The organism is Achromobacter sp. ISS7, assembly GCF_056523125.1.
The window spans coordinates 1,591,930-1,609,658 of record NZ_JAWRZD010000001.1; the positions used below are offsets into that span (position 1 = coordinate 1,591,930).

Genomic DNA, 17,729 nt, shown 5'->3' on the forward strand with positions numbered 1-17,729 from the left:
GAGGCCCGGAATGACCGCCTTTACCATCGCTCCGATTGGCACCTGCCGTATCCACACACCGCTGCGCGACGCAGTGGGACGCTACCCGATCAAGCAGCAGCTCGGTCGCAATTACGGTTTCGTGCACACCAGCGCCGAGGCGCTGCAGCAGGCCCGCTTCATGTTCGGCCAGGCCGAGGTTCCCACCGACGTGCAACGCGTGATCTTCCGTCCGTCGAACGGCGAGCAGGCCCGCCGCGGCACGCACAAGCCGGCCGACCTGTACATGGTCGAGCTGTCCTCGCGCAAGTTGCTGACCGTCGGCAACCATCCCATCCAGTCCAACTACCTGGTGCGGTTCTTCAGCGAGTTCTTCGCCGACCGCGCCCGGACCCGCGCGTTCTGGTCCCAGGCCAGCGACGAACGGCTCGCCGAGCGGCGCGCGTGGCTGGACCAGGATCCCGTCTTCAAGAGCCTGTCCGCGGACAACCGCGAGCTGCTGGCACGCATCGTCAAGCGCGAACAGACGGACGAGGAAATCGAGCAGCAGATGCACGAGCTGGTCGACCTGCTGGGCCGGGACAAGGTCGTGTTCGTCACGCACGTCAACGCCATGACGCCCGACAATGTGCCGATCGAACAGCGCGCCCAACTGATCGCCGCGGTCACCGCCAGCGCGCAGCGCATCGGCGTGCCGTGCTATGACCCGACGCCGCTGATGAACAAGATCGGACAGGCCGACGCGATGGAAGACGGCGGGCTGGACCTGACGCACTACACGCCGCTGTTCGCCGAGCGCCTCTACACCGAGTGGTTCAAGACCTTCGTGCGTCCGCGCATGAGCGCCTCCACGCCGCAGCCGTCGGTGCCCAAGCTGAGCGCCGACGAAAGCGCCGAACGCATCGAGAAGATCTGGGATTCGGGCGACCTGCGCGAAGCCTCGCGCCGCCTGCGCGACGTGTTGCGCCGTCATCCGAACCTGCCCGACCACACGCTGCTGTTTGCGCGGATGCAGGAAGAGCTGGGCGACTACGAAGGGTCGCTGGCGCTGCTGGGCAGCGCGGACGGCACGCTGGCCACCGGCAGCAAGGCCGAGCAGATCCTGATGCGCAACCAGTTCAAGCTGGGCCGCCATGACGTGGCGCACTCGCTGGCCGCGGGCCTGCTGGGCGACGAAATCGAGACCCCGGAAATCGTGCGCATCGCCGCGATTTCCGCCGGTCACCTGGGTTTCGTGGACGAGGCGCTGGGCAACTGGAAGCAGCTGTTCCGCATTTCCTCGCCGCAGGACGCGACCGCCACCGAGGCGGCCGACACCGTGCTGTCGCTGCTGCAGGCCGGCAGCGACATGGACGCCGCCCTGCGCTGGGTCCACGAGGTGCGCGCCGCGATCCCGTCGCACGGCCGCAGTTTCGCGATGCTGTGGCGCGACCGGCTGATCGCCGGCGACCGCGCCGGGCTGCGCGCGCTGGCGTCCGAGTCGCCCGCGCTCAAGGATGTCGAGGCGCTGGAGCTGATCAAGGAAGCCACCTGGCGCGGTTGCATCATGGCCGCGGCCGCGCTGGCCGTGTCGTGCAAGCTGGCCGACAGCGAGCAGGAAGACATTTCCGCCTGGCTGCATACGCAATCCGCGGCATGGGCCGAGGAGGGCGCCCAGGCGCTGGAGGAAGGCCGCCTGCGCGATGCCGCCGAACGCATCTGCGCGCATCGCCTGCTGAACCCCGATGCCCTGGCCGGCGTGCGCGCGCAGCGCGCCTTCGAACGCGCCATGCGCCTGGGCGTGCGGGCCGCGCTGGTGGCGGGCAACCACAAGGAAGTGATCGACCTGACCGACATCGCGCTCGACACCCAGGTCGAATTCCCCGAACTGCACGCCATGCGTGGCCGCGCGGCCGACGCGCTGGGCGACAAGCAGACCGCCATGCGCCACCTGGAGCAGGCCGCCGCCAACGAGTCGGCGCCGTTCAGCACGCAGCTGCACTTCGCCCGCGTGGCGTTCAACGGCGGCTGGTTCGGCGAGGCGATCGACGCCTACAAGATGGTCCTGGCGCACGCGTCGGCCGACCAGAGCGCCCGCGACGAGGCCGAACGCCAGCTCGGCAGGCTCGGCCCGCGCGCCATCCGCGGCGCCCGGGAAATCCTGTCCGCCGGCGATCCCAAGGCGGCCTGGATCCTGCTGGACCGTGTCGCGCAGTCGTGGCCGGGGATGCCGGAAGTCGATCACGAGAAGCGTCGCATCCTGGCCGTCCTGTACGCCGAGGCGCGCGCGCTGGATTCGTCCAGCACCACCGAGCGCCTGGCGTTGGGCGAGCGCATCCTGCAACTGGTGTCCGATGACCCGATCGGCCTGCGCCTGGCCGCCGTCGGCGCCATGCGCCTGCACCGCTTCGAACAGGCCTTGCCCTACTGGCGCGCGCTCAAGGAACGTTCCGACAACCCGGCCCAGTTCGATCACTACATCCAGCGCTGCCTGGTGTGGATCGACAAGGCCAACCGCAGGAAGGCCGCATGAATCCGCCCCTGATCACCGAGCGCGAGAACACCGCGTCGTCCGACCTCCAGGCGGTCCAGGTCCGCCTGGAGGAAATCGTGGCGGCCTCGGTGCGGGTCCAGGTCGCGCAGGCCAATCTGGCGGACGCGCAAGCGCTGGCGCGCGGCCACATGGCCGACTCCAAGGTCCGCTTCCTGCTGCTCAGGCTGAAAGAGGCGGCGGGCCTGAACGAGGGCATGTCCGAGCAATGGGCCACGCTGCTGCGGGAATGCCCCGAGGACCTGGAGATCGTGCGCTATCGCGCGACCCGCCTGGTCAAGGAGCGTCACCTCGAGGATGCGCTGTCCCTGGTCGAGCGGCACTTGCCCGAGTCCACGGAAAACCCCGCCCGGCTGTTCGCCCGCGCCAAGCTGCTGAGCGACATCCGCGCGTATGAGCAGTCGGACGAGCTGTTCCGCCGGCTGATCCTGCAATACACCGACCGCAACATCCGCGTCGAGTTCGCCAAGCGCCTGCGCAAGCGCGGCCTGCTGGCGGACGCCTATGATGTCATCGCGCCCGTGGCCAAGCACCTCGCGCCGGGCAGCAAGGCGGCGGAACTGGCCAATGGCCTGGCCAGCGACTATGCCTTCTACCAGCGCCTGGAGCCTGAGACCGCGCTGGCCGGAAAGGACATCCGGATCGTGTCGATGAAGCACGCCATCCTGCATTTCCGCGACCGCCAGATCCCGGAATACGCACCCGAGAAACCTGTTTCGGTCGCGCTGGTGACGGGCAGCCTGGGACCGGGCGGCGCCGAGCGCCAGCTGACGCGCCTGGCCGGGGAACTGGCCCGCATGTCGGACACGCCCAGCCCGCGCCCCGCCGATGCGCCGATGAAGCCGGAGAAGGTGGAAGTGCTGGTCAAGCAGCACACCGAGCCGCCCGGCTCCACCAAGAAGCAGGGCCTGGATTTCTTCCTGTCGGTGCTGGTCAAGGCCCGCATTCCGGTCACGGAAATCAACAAGCTGCCGGCGATCTCGGTGGCCCACCAATCCGTGCCGGACGGCAGCCTGGGCCGCCTGCTGGAGCAACTGCCGCCGCCGGTGCACTATGGCGTGACGCGGCTGGCGCCGGTCCTGCGCGCCAGCACCTTCGACGTGGTGAGCCTGTGGCAGGACGGCACCTGCCTGTTCGGCGCCCTGGCGGCGCTGCTGGCCGGCGCGCCGACCATCCACCTGGTGTTCCGCGGCCTGCCGCCGAACATCCGCAAGGACCGCTTCCGCGAAGAGTATCCCGAGCTCTACCAGGCCCTGGCCCAGGTGCCCGGCGTGCATTTCGTCAGCAACAGCCGCAAGGCGGCCGAGGCCTATGCGGAATGGCTCGGCATCCCCATCGTGCGCTTTCACGTGCTCTACAACGGCGTGCCCGACCTGGCCACCGACGCCGCCGCGGCGGACAAGGAAAAGTGGCAGGCCTTCCAGGAAAGCACGGCCGACGCCACCGAGACCATCGGCGGCGTGTTCCGCCTGGAGCCCGACAAGCGGCCGCAACTGTGGATCAAGCTGGCGGCGATGTACCTGAAACAGCGTCCGCAGGCGCGCTTCGTCATCGTCGGCGACGGCCGGCTGCACGACAACATCGTGGCGTTGGCGCAAGACCTGTGCGTGACGGACCGGCTGCTGCTGGTCGGTTTGTCGAATCACGTGGGCTACTGGTATTCGCAGATGGACGCCAAGGTCCTGCTGTCGCGCTATGAAGGGCTGCCCAACGTGCTGATCGAAGCCCAGTTGCTGGGCGTGCCGGTCGTTTCGACGCCGGCCGGCGGCGCGGGCGAGTGCTTCGAGGAAGACCAGACGGGACACCTGCTGGGCGACGTCGAGCATCCCGATCTGCACGAGGCCTGCGACAAGGTCGCCTCGATCGTGGACCGGGTGCGCGCCGACGAGAGCCTGAAAGCCCAAAGCCGCGAGCGGGCGCAGACCCTGTTTTCGCTGGAGGCGATGCTGGGCAAGTTCCTGAGCCTGTGCATGCCGCTCATGCCCGAGTCGGAGAACGACGCGAGCATGGAGCTACCCCCCATGCGTCTGATGCAGGCCTGAGCGTCCGCCCGTCCCATCCTGGTCCTGAAGATAAAGGAAGTTATGCAAATGAACGTCCCGGCGGCGAGCCCGCGCCGCCTTGCGGCGCCGGCCCTGCTGCTGATCACCGTACTCATGCTCAGCGGCTGCCAGCTGCCGCGCTCCGGCCCCATGTTGGGCGAGATGACAGGCGCCCACGACGACAAGGACGTCATCGTGATGCCCGCGTCGCGCGAACTCGCGCGCGCGAGCCGGGTGCCCGAGGTCTCCGATTTTCCCGTGCGCTACCGCGACCTGACGCAGGCCGGCTTCGACAGCCTGGTGCCGGGCGACGGCATCAACGTGAAAGTGTGGGAACGCGGCGGGCTGGGCGTGTTCGCGGCGGACCCGACCGGCGTGAGCGACCTGGGCAACCAGGAGCTGGACCGCAACGGCAACGTGTCCTTTCCCATCCTCGGCAAATTCAAGGCCGGCGGCATGACGCTGGGGCAGCTGCATGACGCCATCGTGGCGCGCCTGAGCCGGCTGGTGGCCGGCGCCGACGTCAGCGTGACGCGCGCCGCCGACGCGCGCGGGCAGATGGTGACGGTGCAGGGCAACCTGACCAAGCCGGGCATGTATCCCATCACGCAGACCGCCCAGCGGCTGAGCAGCGCGCTGGCGCAGGCGGCGCCGGTGCAGACCAATCCCGAGCAGCTCGTCATCAGCCTGCGGCGCGACAACAAGGTCGCCTCGGTGCGCTTGTCGGACATCTACCGCAACCAGAACAACGACATCCTGCTGCGCTCGGGCGACGTCATCACCGCGTACGAGTCGCGCGAGTTCCTGACGGTGCTGGGCGCGGCCGGCAACCAGGGCCGCGTGGCCATCAGCAAGCGCAACTACAGCGTGCTGGACGCGCTGGCCGACTCCAAGGGCCTGGATGACCAGACCGCGGACCCGCGCTCGGTGTTCCTGTTCACGCCCGCGCAGGCCGGCGTGGAGGGCAAGCCCGACCTGCTGCCGGTGGTGTACCAATTCGATCTCACGCGCCCGGAACAAGTGGCGCTGGCCCGCGAATTCACCGTGCATGAAGGCCAGGCGATCTATATCTCCGACGCGCCGTTCACCCAGGTGCAGAAGGTGCTGTCCGCGTTCCGCGTGACCATGAGCGCCGGCTTCAGCGCCACCCGGGCGATCGACTCCAACTCCGGCTCCGGCGCCTCCAACGGCATCAGCCAGTAGCGTGTCGATGAGTAACGAGGATCGGATCAAGGGTTGGCGTTCGCGGAGAAAGGACAGCAGCTACGCGGTGGGATCGGGCGTCGCCGCCTGGCGCCTGGACCCGGCCGCGCTGTTCGAGGCCAAGGCGGAGCCGGCGGTGCTGCTCAAGCCATTGCTGGCGCGCCTGCAGGGCGAGCCGCACGACTCGGTGGCCGCCCGGCGGGCGGTCTACGAGGCGGTGCAGGCCGAGCTGGACGCGGAGATCGCGCGCGCCAAGGTCGATGAGTCGCTGGCCGACTTTTCGCGGCGGCGCCTGCGCATCATCGTGCGCCTGCTGGAGCAGGACATCCGCGCCGGCGTCGAGGTGTTCGCGCCGGGCTACATGCCCGCCCGGCTGGTGGCGGAGGATCAGCGCCTGGCCCAGGCGCAGGAGCGGCGCGAGCAGCGGCGCAGGCAGGACGAGGCGCGCGATGCGCGTCGCCATGCCTCGCGCCACGATATCGCGCTGGAGATGGAACTGCCCGCGGGCGAGGCCGGCGACCTGGAGATCCTGCGGGAGCGGGTGCGCGGGCTGCATGCCGGGCATCGCCCGCACATCGCCGGCCGCGGCTGGCCGGGCGGACGCACGCTGCTGGCGCTGTTCGTCTACCAGCTGCATGTGATGCATGGCGAAAGCCGGATCGCCCTGCTGTGGGCGTTCGTGGGCCCGGTCGTGCTGCTGACGCTGATTTCGTCGCTGTACATCCTGATGGGCACGCACTACATCCTGGGGATGGACGTGCAGACCTTCTCGCTGTTGGGCGCGACGACCTGGATCATGTTCCGCCAGATCATCTTCCGCAGCAGCACGGCCTACGTATCGGCGCGCGGCCTGTTGAATTTCCAGGTCGTGTCGCCCTTGATGTGCGCGTTGGTGCAGGCGCTGCTGTACGTGTCGGTGTACCTGGTGGTGTTCGTGGTCCTGATCACCGCCGGCCACGCGCTCGATCTCATCACGCTGCCCAAGAGCTGGCCGGGCTTCATGCTGTACGTGGTGCTGATGGCGTGCTGCGCCGCGGCGATGGGCCTGCTGTTTGGCGCGATCGCGACCTTCTGGCACTTCTTCCTGCGGCTGGCGCCCGTGATCGAGCGCTTCCTGCAGATTTTCTCGGGCGTCTTCTTCGTGTCGGAGCAGTTGCCCGAGCAATTGCGGCCCTGGATGCTGTGGTTGCCGTTCTCGCATGGCATGCAGTTGCTGCGCTCGGCCTATTTCGACGCCTACACGTCGCAGGACGCGAGCCTCGGGTACTTCCTGACCAGCCTGGTTTTCCTGATGGCGGTCGCCCTGGCGGCCGAGCGGCTGGCCCGTCCCAATATCCAGCCCATGTGAGGAACGACGATGATTCATCTCAATGGCGTGACGGATGAACCCCTGGCCTTCGGCAACCGGCAGGCGCTGCTGGCCCAGGCGCACCTGGACATTCCCGTCGGGCGCTATGCCTTGCTGTCGCCGGCGCCGGAGCTGCACCGCCAGATCATCGATCTGCTGTGCGGCCTGCGGCCGCCGCGCCAGGGCTTCGTGCAGCATGACGGCAACGTGTCCTGGGCGATCGGCCGGCAGGGCTTCATCCGTGGCAAGGCCAGCGGCCTGAACATGATCGAGCTGGTGAGCCAGATGTACGAGCTGGACGCCGATGCCACCTATGAACTGGTGGCCGACCTGATCACCGACCCCAAGAGCCTGCCCCGGCCGATGGAGCATTGGCCGTTGTTCGCCCGGCAGGAGTTTTCGTTCGCGCTGGCCCTGGCGCCGGCGTTCGACGTCTACGTGATCGAAGGGGCCATTCCCTTCGAACCCTGCCGTTTCACCCGTCTCTGGCTGGCGCTGTTCGAAGAACGGCTGATCGGCAGGACGCTCATTCTTTCCAGTTACCGCCAGAATCAATTGGCGGACTATTGCCTGAAGGGCCTGATTTATGAACGAAGCGCACTCCGCATCGAAGACGACCTCGACCAGTGCATCAGCAAGTTCCCCCCGCGACGATCACGAAGCGAATCCGGAACAGGCGACGACGTTTTCGGCGGATTCGACGAAGGCCAGCTCGGCTTCTGAGAGCGGCTCCGAGATCGAGCGCCGGCGCCGCGAGCGTCAGGCCGCGCTGGACGAGCGCCGCCGCCGGCGCTGGATCAACGCCTTCATCGTCGTCGCCCCGGTCGCCCTGGCGCTGGTCTACGTGCTTTGCATCGCCACGCCGCGCTATGAAGCCGAATCTCGCTTCTTCGTGCAGTCGGGGTCCGGCCAGCAGGGCGGCGGCGCCATGGCGGCCAGCCTGCTCACCACGGGCAACTCGGGAGGCATGCTGGGCGGCTTCGTCGACGGCTGGGCGGTCAGCGACTTCCTCAGGTCGCGCGACAGCATGCGGCAGCTGGACAAGAAGGTCGGCCTGCGCCATTACCTGATGAATACGGGCCTGGACCCGGCCAACCATCTGTCGGAAGACTCCAGCGAGGACGATCTGTACCGCGCCTACCGGGCCTCGGTGCAGGTGTCCTTCAATGCGCTGGAGCAGATCGACGTGCTGCGCGTGCGCGCCTATTCGCCCGAAGACGCCGAAACCCTGTCCAAGGCCCTGATCGGCCTGGCGGAGGACTTCGTCAGTTCCATGAACGAAAAGGGCGTGGCGGACAAGCTGAAGGTCAGCGAGGAATCGGTCAGGCAGGCCGAGCAGAAGGCGCTGGGCGCGCGCGAGGCCCTGACTTCATGGCGCACCACGCACGGCAACATCGACCCGACGGCCACGGTGGCCATGCTGCTGAACCTGTCCAGCCAGCTCGAGGCGGAGTTGAGCACCGCGCAGATCAACCTGGACAAGATCCGCGCGCTGAACAACAAGGACCACTTCATGCTCAAGCCCGCCGAGACGCAGGTGACGGCGCTGAAGAAGCGGCTTGCCACCGTGCGCCAGCGCCTGAGCGGCGAGGGCAACACGGAAGCGAAGCAGCTGAAATCGTACGAGGCGTTGCGCAATACCCAGGCCTTCGCCGATTCGAACCTGACGCTGGCGCAGCAGTCCTACCAGCAGGCCGTGACGGACGCCCTGCGCCTGCAGCGCTACCTGTCCATCATCGCGCAGCCGGTCTCCACCGACCGGCCCAGCAGCCCGCGCACGGGGGTGCTGCTGCTGCAGGCGCTGGCGCTGGGCTTCGTGCTGATGTTCGTCCTGCGCGCGGCGATGGCCTTGCTGAGAGGATTGCGCCATGGTTGATACCACGATAGAACGCCCCGGCGCCGCCGCGCCGGCCGCAGCCCACGCCGCGCCGAGCGATGGCGTCAGCCACTTGCGCGCGGTCATCAAGCAGATCCTGGAGGCGGACGATCCGTTGCAGGCGATGGCCGGGCTCGGACCGGCGCTGGCGCGGGTGGAGGAGGGCTGGCGCGACGCGCGCCGCCTGCTGGTGTCGCCGTTCGTGAAGGTGGGCCGGCTGGAGCCGGCGATCGCCGCGCTGGAGCGGCTGGTCGACGCCTATCCGGCGCGCACCGACGACCGCCGCCTGCTCGCCAGCCTGCTGGGCCGCACCGAGCAGTGGGACCGCGCCATCGCCCAGGCCGATGCCGCCGCCGCCATCGCGCCCGACAACGGGGCATTGCAGGCCGCGCGGATACAGTTGCGGGTGCAGGCCGGACGCATCCCGCAGGCTGCCGACGTCGCGCGCCAGACCGCCGCCCAGGCGCTGACCAACCCCGGCGACGCGCATTGGTGGATGCTGGCCTATTCGCGCAACGGCGACGCGGCGGATGCGGCCGGCGTCGCCATGGCCTTGCAGGCGGCTGACCTGCCGAACGCGCGCGTGGCGACGGTGGCCGTGCGCGCCTTGCTGGATGACGACCGGGTCGAGGCCGCGATCCTGCTGGGCAACGGGGCGCTGGAGGCGGGGCACGATGCCCCGGCGCTGCGCGCATCGCTGGGGCTGGCGCACCTGCGCCGCGCCACCGACGACGACCGCAAGCTGCACGCCCCGGCGCATTTCGAGGCGGGCTTGAGCGCGGCGCCGGCCGACGTGCGGCTGTTGACGCTGCACGGAGAGACCCTGCTGCGCGCCGGCCGCTACAAGGAGGCCGTGGCGCCGCTGCGCCAGGCCATGGAACTGGCGCCGGAACTGGAGCAGACCCGCGCCCTGTACGCGCGCGCGCTGCGCTACACGCTGCAATACGAGGAAGCCGCCGACCAGATGCTGCAGCTGGTCGAGAAGTCGCCCGACAAGCTGCTGTGGCAGCGCGCGGCCATCGGCGCGCTCTCGCAGGCGGGACGCAAGCAGGAGGCCGAGTCGCTGTTCGAGCGCTACGTGGCGCAACGCGGGCAAGCGCTGCCGGCGACCTTCGAGCAGGCCCTGGACCAGCTGGAACACAAACTGGACACCGCCCCGATCCCGCAGGCGCGCCTGGACTGGGCGTGGTCGATGCGAGACGACGCCACGGCCGACCGCGCGCAATGGGAACGGCGCGCGCGCTGGGGCCATCTGGTGGACCACCTGCTGTTCGACTGGCTCGAATGCCGCGAGGACAGCGTCGAGGAAGCCATGCAGGTGCTGGGCGAACTGGACACCGGCGAGCGTTTCTTCGCGCCGCTGCTGGCCGCCGGCCGCGGCGTGGTGGTGGCCACGGCGCACGTGGGGCCGATGTATGCCGGCCTGATGGCGCTGGAACTGCTGGGCATTCCTTCGCGCTGGCTGGCGACCGCGCCAAGCATCGCCCAGAGCAGCTATGCCGCCGCCCTGATTTCGACCGCCGACCAGACCGAAGCGCAGGTCGCCAAGGCCTGCATGCGCGCGCTGGCCTCGGGCAATGTGCTGTGCCTGGCGGTGGACGGCGCCGCCAACCCCGCCGCGCCGCGCACCGTCTTCGAAGGGCAGGCGGTGACCTATTCCAGCTTCGCGGCCCACCTGGCGCACCGCCAGGGCGTGCCGTCGGTGTTCTACACGCCGCGCTGGGAGAACGGCCGGGTGGCCTACACGCTGGAGATGCTGCCCGCCGTGGAACCGGGCGAGGACGCCGATACGTATGCGGCGCGCTGGCAAGTGGCGTATTTCAAGCATCTGCGGGCGCACGTGGCCGGTCCGCCGGAAAACCTGCGCCTGAGTGGCGGCATCTGGCGCCACGTGCAGTCCGCGGATCGGTCCGCGCAGCGTTAGGGAGTGAATGTCCATGAAAGCAGCAACGAATTCAACGGCAGGGGCGGCGGGCAGGGCGCCGCGTCGCAAGCGCGCCGGGCCGGCCTATCGCGGGCTGCTGCGCGCGCTGGCGTGGCTGCCCGCGCTGGGCATGCTGTGCGGCGGCGCGGCCGCCGCCAGTGAGTCCTGCGCCAGTCCGGACGAGCGCTGCCCCTTCGTCTCCGAGCTGCTGCAGCAGCGCGAGGGCTATGGCGCGCGGGCCACGGGTGGCCTGGGCGGCAGGTTCATCGAGGTCACCTCCGACCAGGACGCCGGGCCGGGTACGCTGCGCGCGGCGCTGGCGCAGGCCAAGAAGGGACCGACCTGGATCCGCTTCGCATCGGACATGACGATCGTGCTGGACTCGCAGCTGCGGGTGCCGTCCAACACCACGATCGACGGCCGCGGCAAGCATGTGGCCCTGATCGACGACGGGCTGGGCGTGTATGGCAGCAAGAACGTCATCCTGACGCACCTGACCATCGACGGCCGCCTGAACCGGCTGACGCAGGCCGTGAACATCGCCAACGACAGCCGCGACGTGTGGGTGGACCACATGGACCTGTCGCGCATGTCCGACCGGCTGCTCAACGTCAAGAACGGCTCCACCGACGTCACGATCTCATGGACCAAGTTCCACAACTCGAACAAGGTCATGCTGCTCAACAACATCACCTCGAAGAACCTGTTCGAGAACTACGAACGTGATTCCATCGCGCGCGTGACGTTGCACCACAATTATTTCTTCAACACCGTGCAGCGCAATCCCCGCGGGCAGTTCGGCACGTTCCACCTGTTCAACAACCTGCTGGAGAACTGGGATTTCTACGGCATGAGCTTCAGCCTGGAGGCCAAGGCGCTGGTCGAGGGCAATATCTTCAACAACGATGCGAAGCGCCAATGCGTGGAGCCGGAGTTCTTCCCCACGGTGGAAGGGGTGAAGGTGAACTACTGCCGCTACATCCCCACGGCCGCCAAGCGCAGCGCGCTGAACAACGGCGCCTCGGACGAGGGCGCCTACCAGAACCTGAAGGCCGTGCACGGCTATACGCGCGACTTCAAGGCGTTCCTGCGCCTGAAGGACAATCTCTACCTGGGGGACGCCAAGCCGGTGTTGCAGGACTACCGCCCCGAGGCCGCGCCGACGCCGCCGTATTGCTATGGGTATGAGAAGCCGTCGGCGGAGTTGGCGGACCGGATCCGCAAGCACGCGGGCAACACCAGCGGCGATACGCCGCTGCCCGCATCGCGGGTGGGCGCGGGCTGCCCGGGCTAGCCGCGGCGCCGGCTCGCGCAAGGAGACGACCGCTCAGGCCTGGTGCGACAGCGGCCGTTCGGGAATCGGCGCGATGCGTTCGGGCGGCGGCGACACGCGCCATGAGGCGCGCCGTCGCAGCGCGCCGAACAGCTTGAGGCCTTGCGGCCAGTCTTCCAGGCCGCTGTCGGCGTTGATGTGGCCGGCGCCCGGAATCACCACGACGCGGCTGCCCCAGTTTTCCGCGAAGGCGCGGGCGCGGTCGAGCCGACAGTAGGGGTCATTGTCGCTGGCCACCACCACGCTCTGGAACGGCAGCGAGTGGCGCGGGATCGGCGCGAAACCGCGCAGACAGTCCGGCGCGTCGGGGCGCTCGACGTCGGCCGGCGCCACCAGCAGCGCGCCGGCGACCTTGGCGCGCAGCGGCACCGGCAGCGCGGCGCTGATCAGGCAGCCCAGGCTGTGGGCGACCAGCAGCACCGGACTGCGGGCCTGGTCGACCAGGCCCGCCAGGGTCGATATCCATTCCGCGCTTACCGGGTTCTGCCAGTCGCGCTGCTGCACCCGCACCGCGTGCGGCAACAGGGCCGCCCAGCGCGATTGCCAGTGTTCGGGTCCGGAGTCTTTCCATCCGGGGACGATGATCGGTTGGAGTCTCATGGCGGCCATGATGCCGCGCCGCCTTAGTAACGCAAACGAATAAATCCGCTTTTGCATATACGGTGGCGGGCATAAGGCCGGCGGCCCTCCGGATGCGGCACCGCAATATCGAAACCCCGCCCAAGACGGGCCGGAACCCCTGCAAAAGCCGCTATTTTTCAGTGTATGCTTGCCGTGCTAATGCAACGTAACGGGGCGTGACCAATGCGTTTCCGGCTGTCCGCCCGGTTCAAAAACCAACGATTACAAGCCATTAAAGGAGTCCACTCATGAAGCAAGCATTTCGTCTGACCCCGGTCATCGCGGCCCTGGGCGTCGCCGCGGGGTTGGCGTTCAGCGCCGGCGCCCACGCACAGACCATCAAGATCGGCGTGGTGGGCCCCACCACCGGCGCGGTCACCCAATACGGCGACATGGTCCGTGAAGGCGTCGACACCGCGGTGGAACGCATCAACGCCGCCGGCGGCATCAACGGCAAGAAGCTGGAAACCGTGGTCATCGACGACGGCTGCGAACCCAAGCAGGGTCCGGTCGCCGCCAACCGCGTGGTCAACAGCAAGATCGGCTTCGTCGTGGGCCACGTCTGCTCGGGCGCCACCATCGCCGCCGCCGACATCTACAACAACGAAGGCGTGGTCATGGTCACGCCCTCGGCCACGTCGCCGGCCCTGACCGACGGCAAGAACTACGAGTTCATCTTCCGCACCATCGGGCGCGACGACCAGCAGGGTCCCGCCGCCGCCAAGTTCATCCTGGAAAAGCTCAAGCCCAAGAAGGCCGCCGTGCTGCACGACAAGCAGTCGTATGGCCAGGGCATCGCCACCGCCGTCAAGAACGACCTCGAAAAGGGCGGCGTGCCCGTCGCGATCTTCGAAGGCATCAACGCTGGCGACAGCGACTACTCGGCGGTCATCACCAAGCTCAAGAGCCAGGGCGTGGACTTCGTCTACTACGGTGGCTACCACCCCGAAATGGGCCTGCTGCTGCGCCAGGCGGCCGAGCAGGGCGTGAAGGCCAAGTGGATGGGTCCGGAAGGCACGGGCAACCCGGACATCAACGCCATCGCCGGCGACGCCGTCGAAGGCATGCTGCTGACGCTGCCGGCTGACTTCACCCAGAACGCCGCCAACGCCGAGATCGTCAAGGCCTTCGCCGCCAAGAAGCGCAACGCCAGCGGCGCGTTCCAGATGACGGCCTACACGGCCACCCAGGTCATCGCCGACGGCATCAAGGGCGCCGGCAGCGAAGACCCGACCAAGGTCGCCAAGTACCTGCACGCCAACACGTTCGACACCCCCATCGGCAAGGTGGCCTGGAACAAGCAGGGCGACCTGACGAACTTCCAGTTCGACGTCTTCGTGTGGCACAAGGACGGTTCGAAGTCCGTTTATAAATAAGGACTTAGCGCGCGTTCGGGCGGCTTTTCCGCCGCCGGCGCGCGCCAGCCGCCAGACCCCTCGGCCGGGCCGGAAGCGATGTCTTCCCGCCCGGCTTTTTCGTGGGCGCCGCCCGCCGGGAACCGGGCCGCCGCCGGTGGGGTCGAACGCCGCTCGCGCGGTTTTGCGTAGAATGCGGCGAAATCGCTCTCTCTTTTTCTGTCCGGAAACCCCATGACCAAGGCCTTGCTAGTCGAAGACGATCCGAAACTGTCGCGCCTGATCGCGCAGTTCCTGGAGCAACACGGGTTCCAGGTCGCGCAGGCCTACCGCGGCGACCATGCGGTGGAGGCGTTCCGCCGCCACGACCCGGCCATCACCATTCTCGACCTGATGCTGCCCGGGCGCGACGGCCTGCAGGTCTGCCGCGACCTGCGCGCGTTCTCGTCGGCGCCGATCCTGATGCTGACCGCCCGCGAGGACGACCTGGACCAGATCCTGGGCCTGGAGTCGGGCGCCGACGATTACGTCATCAAGCCGGTCGAGCCGCGCGTGCTGCTGGCCCGCATCCGCGCGCTGCTGCGGCGTCACAGCCAGCTGGAGGAACCGCCGGAGCGCTTGGAGTTCGGGCCGCTGGTCATCGACCGGCGCACCCGGGCGGTGGTCCACGGCGGGGTCGAGGTCGACCTGACCACGATGGAATTCGAGATGCTGTGGGCGCTGGCCAGCCAGGCCGGCCAGGTACTGACGCGCGACGACCTACTCAACGCGGTGCGCGGCATCGAGTTCAACGGGCTCGACCGCAGCGTCGACGTTTGTGTCAGCAAGCTGCGCCGCAAGCTCGATGACGATCCGCGCGATCCGGCGCGCATCAAGACCGTGTGGGGCAAGGGCTATCTGTTCTCGCCCAAGGCGCACGAGGGCAGCGATGATTAAATTCGTCCTGCGGCTCTTCGTGGTGCTGGCGGTCGGCTTCGTGATTTCCAACGAAGTCGTGGACCGTTCCGCCAACTACCTGTTCGAGCCGGTCAGCGACGCCTACACCCGCGAGTCGGTGCGCGGGCAGATCCACAGCCTGGTGCAGGAACTGTCGAAGGTCGAGCCGGGCGCGCGCACGGCCTACATCGAAAAGCAGCTGATGCCGTACTACGGCCTGGGCCTGCGGGTCTTCAACGCTTCCGACTACAACGCCAGCGACAAGGAACGGCGCATCGCTGCCCACGGCGATTTCTTCATCCGCGACAAGATGCAGACCTTCGTGGCCGCGATTCCCGGCCCCGGCCACCAGTGGCTCGAGGTCAAGCTGCCGCCCGAGCCGTCGTTCGGCCCGTGGGTGGTGGCGGCGGTCTATTCGGCGCTGGGGCTGCTGCTGTGCGCCTTCATGCTGGTCTGGGCGCTGCCGATCTGGCGCGACCTGGAAGCGCTCAAGACCGCCGCGCTGCGCATGGGGCAGGGCGACCTGGAGGCCCGCGCGCGGCTGTCGCGGCATTCCAGCATCGGCAACCTGGGCGACACCTTCAACCTGATGTCCGAGCGCATCGGGGCGCTGATCGGCAACCAGCGCGAGCTGACCAACGCCGTTTCGCACGAGCTGCGCACGCCGATCGCGCGCCTGTCGTTCGAGCTCGACATGATCGGCCGCGCCGAGGATCCGGCCGAACGCAAGCGCCTGATCGATGACATGAAAAGCGACGTCGCCGAGCTCGACAGCATGGCCTCCGAGCTGCTCATGTACGCGCGCCTGGAGCACAAGGGCGACGGCGTCGCGCTGCAGCCGCAGGACGCCCGCAGCTGGCTCGATTCGGTGGTGCAGCACGCGGGCTTCGAGGCCGACCAGACGGGCGTGCGCTGCGAGGTGGTGCTGTGCCAGGTGCGCGAGGTCCACCTGCACCAGCGCTACATGACGCGGGCGCTGCTGAACCTGCTGCAGAACGCCATCCGCTATGCCGGCCGCCGGGTCCAGGTCAGCCTGGTGTCGCCCTCGCCGCGCGAGTACGTGCTGATGGTCGACGACGACGGCCCGGGCATCCCGCAAGCCGACCGCGAGCGCATTTTCGAACCCTTCATCCGGCTGGACGAGAGCCGCGACCGCGGCACCGGCGGCACCGGACTGGGACTGGCCATCGTCAGCCGCGTGGCGCGCTGGCACAACGGCACCGCGCAGGCCGCCGACAGCCCCTTGGGCGGGGCCCGTTTCATCATCAGCTGGAAGGCGGCCTGAGGCCGGGGACAGGGGCGGACCGGGGGTAGCCGGCACGCCTTTAACAAACTTAACAATCTGTCCTTCCAATCTTCACAAACTCCATACAAAGCGGGAAAGATCGGGGTCGCATCCCTGACTAGCATGACGGCAGTTCTCAGAAGAGGGTTGCCCGTTCGTCATGTTTTCGCTCACCCGCCTGGCTGCCGTTGCCCTGTTCCTGATCGCCGTGGGCGGTTGTCAGGGCGGGGCGCCGGCCGCGCCGCCGACGATCGCCCAGGGCGATTATCCGGCGGTGGTGGCCTACCTGAAGCAGCGCATCGCCCATGACCTGGACGCGCAGCGGGTGCCGGGCCTGTCCATCGCCATCGTCGATGACCAGCGCACGGTCTGGAGCAGCGGCTTCGGCTATGCCGATTCGGCGCGCCATCGCACCGCCACCGGCGACACGCTCTACCGCGTGGGCGCCATCTCCAAGCTGGTGACCGCCGCGGGCGTGCTGCGCGCCGCCGACGACGGCCGCCTGTCGCTGGACATCCCCGCCGCCCAGGCGCTGCCGCAATCGGCGCTGGAGCCGCGCCGCGCGGCCATGCACTGGATGGGCACCTATCCCTTCACCGTCCGCCGCCTGCTGGCGCTGCGCCCCGACACGCTCGAGGACACCATGGGCCGGGCCCGCGCCGACATGGGCTACGCCATGCTCGGCGACATGGTGGCGCACGCCGCCGACGAACCCTTCGATGCCTACGTGCGCCGCACGCTGCTGCAGCCGCTGAACATCTCGCGCGCCGGTTTCCGGCTCGCGGCCGCCGGCGACGACGCGCGCGAACTGCGCGCGGCCGGCTACCGCCGCGGCATCCCGTGGATTGAACAGTCGCAGCCGAACGAGGCCGCCGAAGGCCTGTGGGCCAGTTCCACCGAGATGGCGCGCTTCTCCAGCATGCTGTTCGGCGGCGGCACCTACCAGGGCCGCCGCGTCCTCAAGGACGAATCCGCGCTCACGCTGCTGAACCTCGAGACGGTGGCCAACGGCATGGACCTGCAATGCCGCCTGGCGCTGTCGTGGCTGGCGGCGCCCTGTGATGCCGACTACATCGCCGGCGACGCGCTGAGCGAGCACAGCGGCGCGACGGAAGCCTTCCATGCCCGCTGGCTGCTGGCGCCGCGCGAGAAGCTGGCGGTGCTGGTGATGAGCAATGCCGACAGCGCCGAGCCGCTGGTGGCCTCGGTCTCGACCCTCGCCATGGACCTGATGCGCCAGGCCAAGGGCGCGGCCCAAGAATAGGCATGCGTCGCGACCGCCGCGGCGTGGCCGAGT

General features: G+C 68.5%; 13 protein-coding genes. 12 read left to right on the forward strand and 1 reads right to left on the reverse strand.

The window, feature by feature from the left end:
* Positions 1-10: 10 nt before the first annotated feature.
* The 8 genes from AC1HFW_RS07395 to AC1HFW_RS07430 all read left to right on the forward strand — a co-directional run bounded on the left by AC1HFW_RS07395 (position 11) and on the right by AC1HFW_RS07430 (position 12,196).
* Positions 11-2,491 (forward strand): hypothetical protein, encoded by a 2,481-nt coding sequence (locus AC1HFW_RS07395; RefSeq protein ID WP_479282485.1) that lies wholly within the window; start codon positions 11-13, stop codon positions 2,489-2,491.
* Positions 2,488-4,551 (forward strand): glycosyltransferase, encoded by a 2,064-nt coding sequence (locus tag AC1HFW_RS07400; protein WP_479282487.1) that lies wholly within the window; start codon positions 2,488-2,490, stop codon positions 4,549-4,551. The genes AC1HFW_RS07395 and AC1HFW_RS07400 overlap by 4 nt, the downstream gene beginning before the upstream one ends.
* A gap of 42 nt (positions 4,552-4,593) precedes the next feature.
* Positions 4,594-5,754 (forward strand): polysaccharide biosynthesis/export family protein, encoded by a 1,161-nt coding sequence (locus tag AC1HFW_RS07405; protein ID WP_035360354.1) that lies wholly within the window; start codon positions 4,594-4,596, stop codon positions 5,752-5,754.
* Between the two features lie 7 nt (positions 5,755-5,761).
* Positions 5,762-7,102, forward strand: coding sequence for an ABC transporter permease (locus AC1HFW_RS07410; RefSeq protein ID WP_479282490.1), 1,341 nt, complete (start codon positions 5,762-5,764; stop codon positions 7,100-7,102).
* Between the two features lie 9 nt (positions 7,103-7,111).
* A complete protein-coding gene (locus AC1HFW_RS07415) occupies positions 7,112-7,825 on the forward strand; it encodes a P-loop NTPase family protein (RefSeq protein ID WP_006394805.1) in 714 nt (237 codons plus the stop codon).
* A gap of 121 nt (positions 7,826-7,946) precedes the next feature.
* Entirely contained in the window at positions 7,947-8,978 is a 1,032-nt protein-coding gene (locus AC1HFW_RS07420) for a KpsE/RkpR family capsule polysaccharide export protein (RefSeq protein WP_479286472.1), read from the forward strand.
* Positions 8,971-10,902, forward strand: a complete 1,932-nt coding sequence (locus tag AC1HFW_RS07425; protein ID WP_479282492.1) for a Vi polysaccharide transport protein VexE — start codon at positions 8,971-8,973, stop codon at positions 10,900-10,902. Before AC1HFW_RS07420 ends, AC1HFW_RS07425 begins: the two co-directional genes overlap by 8 nt.
* Positions 10,903-11,032: 130 nt before the next feature.
* Positions 11,033-12,196 carry a pectate lyase family protein gene (locus AC1HFW_RS07430; protein ID WP_479286473.1) on the forward strand — a complete coding sequence of 388 codons (1,164 nt, stop codon included), beginning with the start codon at positions 11,033-11,035 and terminating at the stop codon, positions 12,194-12,196.
* 33 nt (positions 12,197-12,229) lie between these two features.
* Here AC1HFW_RS07430 and AC1HFW_RS07435 read toward each other — a convergent pair whose 3' ends face one another.
* A complete protein-coding gene (locus AC1HFW_RS07435) occupies positions 12,230-12,835 on the reverse strand; it encodes an RBBP9/YdeN family alpha/beta hydrolase (RefSeq protein ID WP_479282494.1) in 606 nt (201 codons plus the stop codon).
* 269 nt (positions 12,836-13,104) lie between these two features.
* Between AC1HFW_RS07435 and AC1HFW_RS07440 the strand changes: the two genes are divergently transcribed.
* The 4 genes from AC1HFW_RS07440 to AC1HFW_RS07455 all read left to right on the forward strand — a co-directional run bounded on the left by AC1HFW_RS07440 (position 13,105) and on the right by AC1HFW_RS07455 (position 17,696).
* Positions 13,105-14,232 carry a branched-chain amino acid ABC transporter substrate-binding protein gene (locus AC1HFW_RS07440; RefSeq protein WP_061071348.1) on the forward strand — a complete coding sequence of 376 codons (1,128 nt, stop codon included), beginning with the start codon at positions 13,105-13,107 and terminating at the stop codon, positions 14,230-14,232.
* Between the two features lie 213 nt (positions 14,233-14,445).
* Positions 14,446-15,147: a response regulator gene (locus AC1HFW_RS07445; protein WP_006394812.1), complete on the forward strand. Its 702-nt coding sequence runs from the start codon at positions 14,446-14,448 to the stop codon at positions 15,145-15,147.
* On the forward strand, positions 15,140-16,432 hold the full coding sequence (locus AC1HFW_RS07450) for an ATP-binding protein (RefSeq protein ID WP_006394813.1): 1,293 nt from the start codon (positions 15,140-15,142) through the stop codon (positions 16,430-16,432). Before AC1HFW_RS07445 ends, AC1HFW_RS07450 begins: the two co-directional genes overlap by 8 nt.
* A 160-nt stretch (positions 16,433-16,592) precedes the next feature.
* Positions 16,593-17,696, forward strand: coding sequence for a serine hydrolase domain-containing protein (locus AC1HFW_RS07455; RefSeq protein ID WP_479282497.1), 1,104 nt, complete (start codon positions 16,593-16,595; stop codon positions 17,694-17,696).
* The last annotated feature ends 33 nt before the right edge of the window (positions 17,697-17,729 follow it).

Excerpts from the sequence above, each read along its gene's own strand:
- AC1HFW_RS07400 (WP_479282487.1), top strand. The coding sequence starts at position 2,488 with ATGAATCCGCCCCTGATCACCGAGCGCGAGAACACCGCGTCGTCCGAC.
- AC1HFW_RS07435 (WP_479282494.1), bottom strand. The coding sequence starts at position 12,835 with ATGAGACTCCAACCGATCATCGTCCCCGGATGGAAAGACTCCGGACCC.
- AC1HFW_RS07395 (WP_479282485.1), top strand. The coding sequence starts at position 11 with ATGACCGCCTTTACCATCGCTCCGATTGGCACCTGCCGTATCCACACA.
- AC1HFW_RS07410 (WP_479282490.1), top strand. The coding sequence starts at position 5,762 with ATGAGTAACGAGGATCGGATCAAGGGTTGGCGTTCGCGGAGAAAGGAC.
- AC1HFW_RS07425 (WP_479282492.1), top strand. The coding sequence starts at position 8,971 with ATGGTTGATACCACGATAGAACGCCCCGGCGCCGCCGCGCCGGCCGCA.
- AC1HFW_RS07455 (WP_479282497.1), top strand. The coding sequence starts at position 16,593 with ATGTTTTCGCTCACCCGCCTGGCTGCCGTTGCCCTGTTCCTGATCGCC.
- AC1HFW_RS07440 (WP_061071348.1), top strand. The coding sequence starts at position 13,105 with ATGAAGCAAGCATTTCGTCTGACCCCGGTCATCGCGGCCCTGGGCGTC.
- AC1HFW_RS07445 (WP_006394812.1), top strand. The coding sequence starts at position 14,446 with ATGACCAAGGCCTTGCTAGTCGAAGACGATCCGAAACTGTCGCGCCTG.
- AC1HFW_RS07430 (WP_479286473.1), top strand. The coding sequence starts at position 11,033 with ATGCTGTGCGGCGGCGCGGCCGCCGCCAGTGAGTCCTGCGCCAGTCCG.
- AC1HFW_RS07450 (WP_006394813.1), top strand. The coding sequence starts at position 15,140 with ATGATTAAATTCGTCCTGCGGCTCTTCGTGGTGCTGGCGGTCGGCTTC.
- AC1HFW_RS07405 (WP_035360354.1), top strand. The coding sequence starts at position 4,594 with ATGCAAATGAACGTCCCGGCGGCGAGCCCGCGCCGCCTTGCGGCGCCG.
- AC1HFW_RS07415 (WP_006394805.1), top strand. The coding sequence starts at position 7,112 with ATGATTCATCTCAATGGCGTGACGGATGAACCCCTGGCCTTCGGCAAC.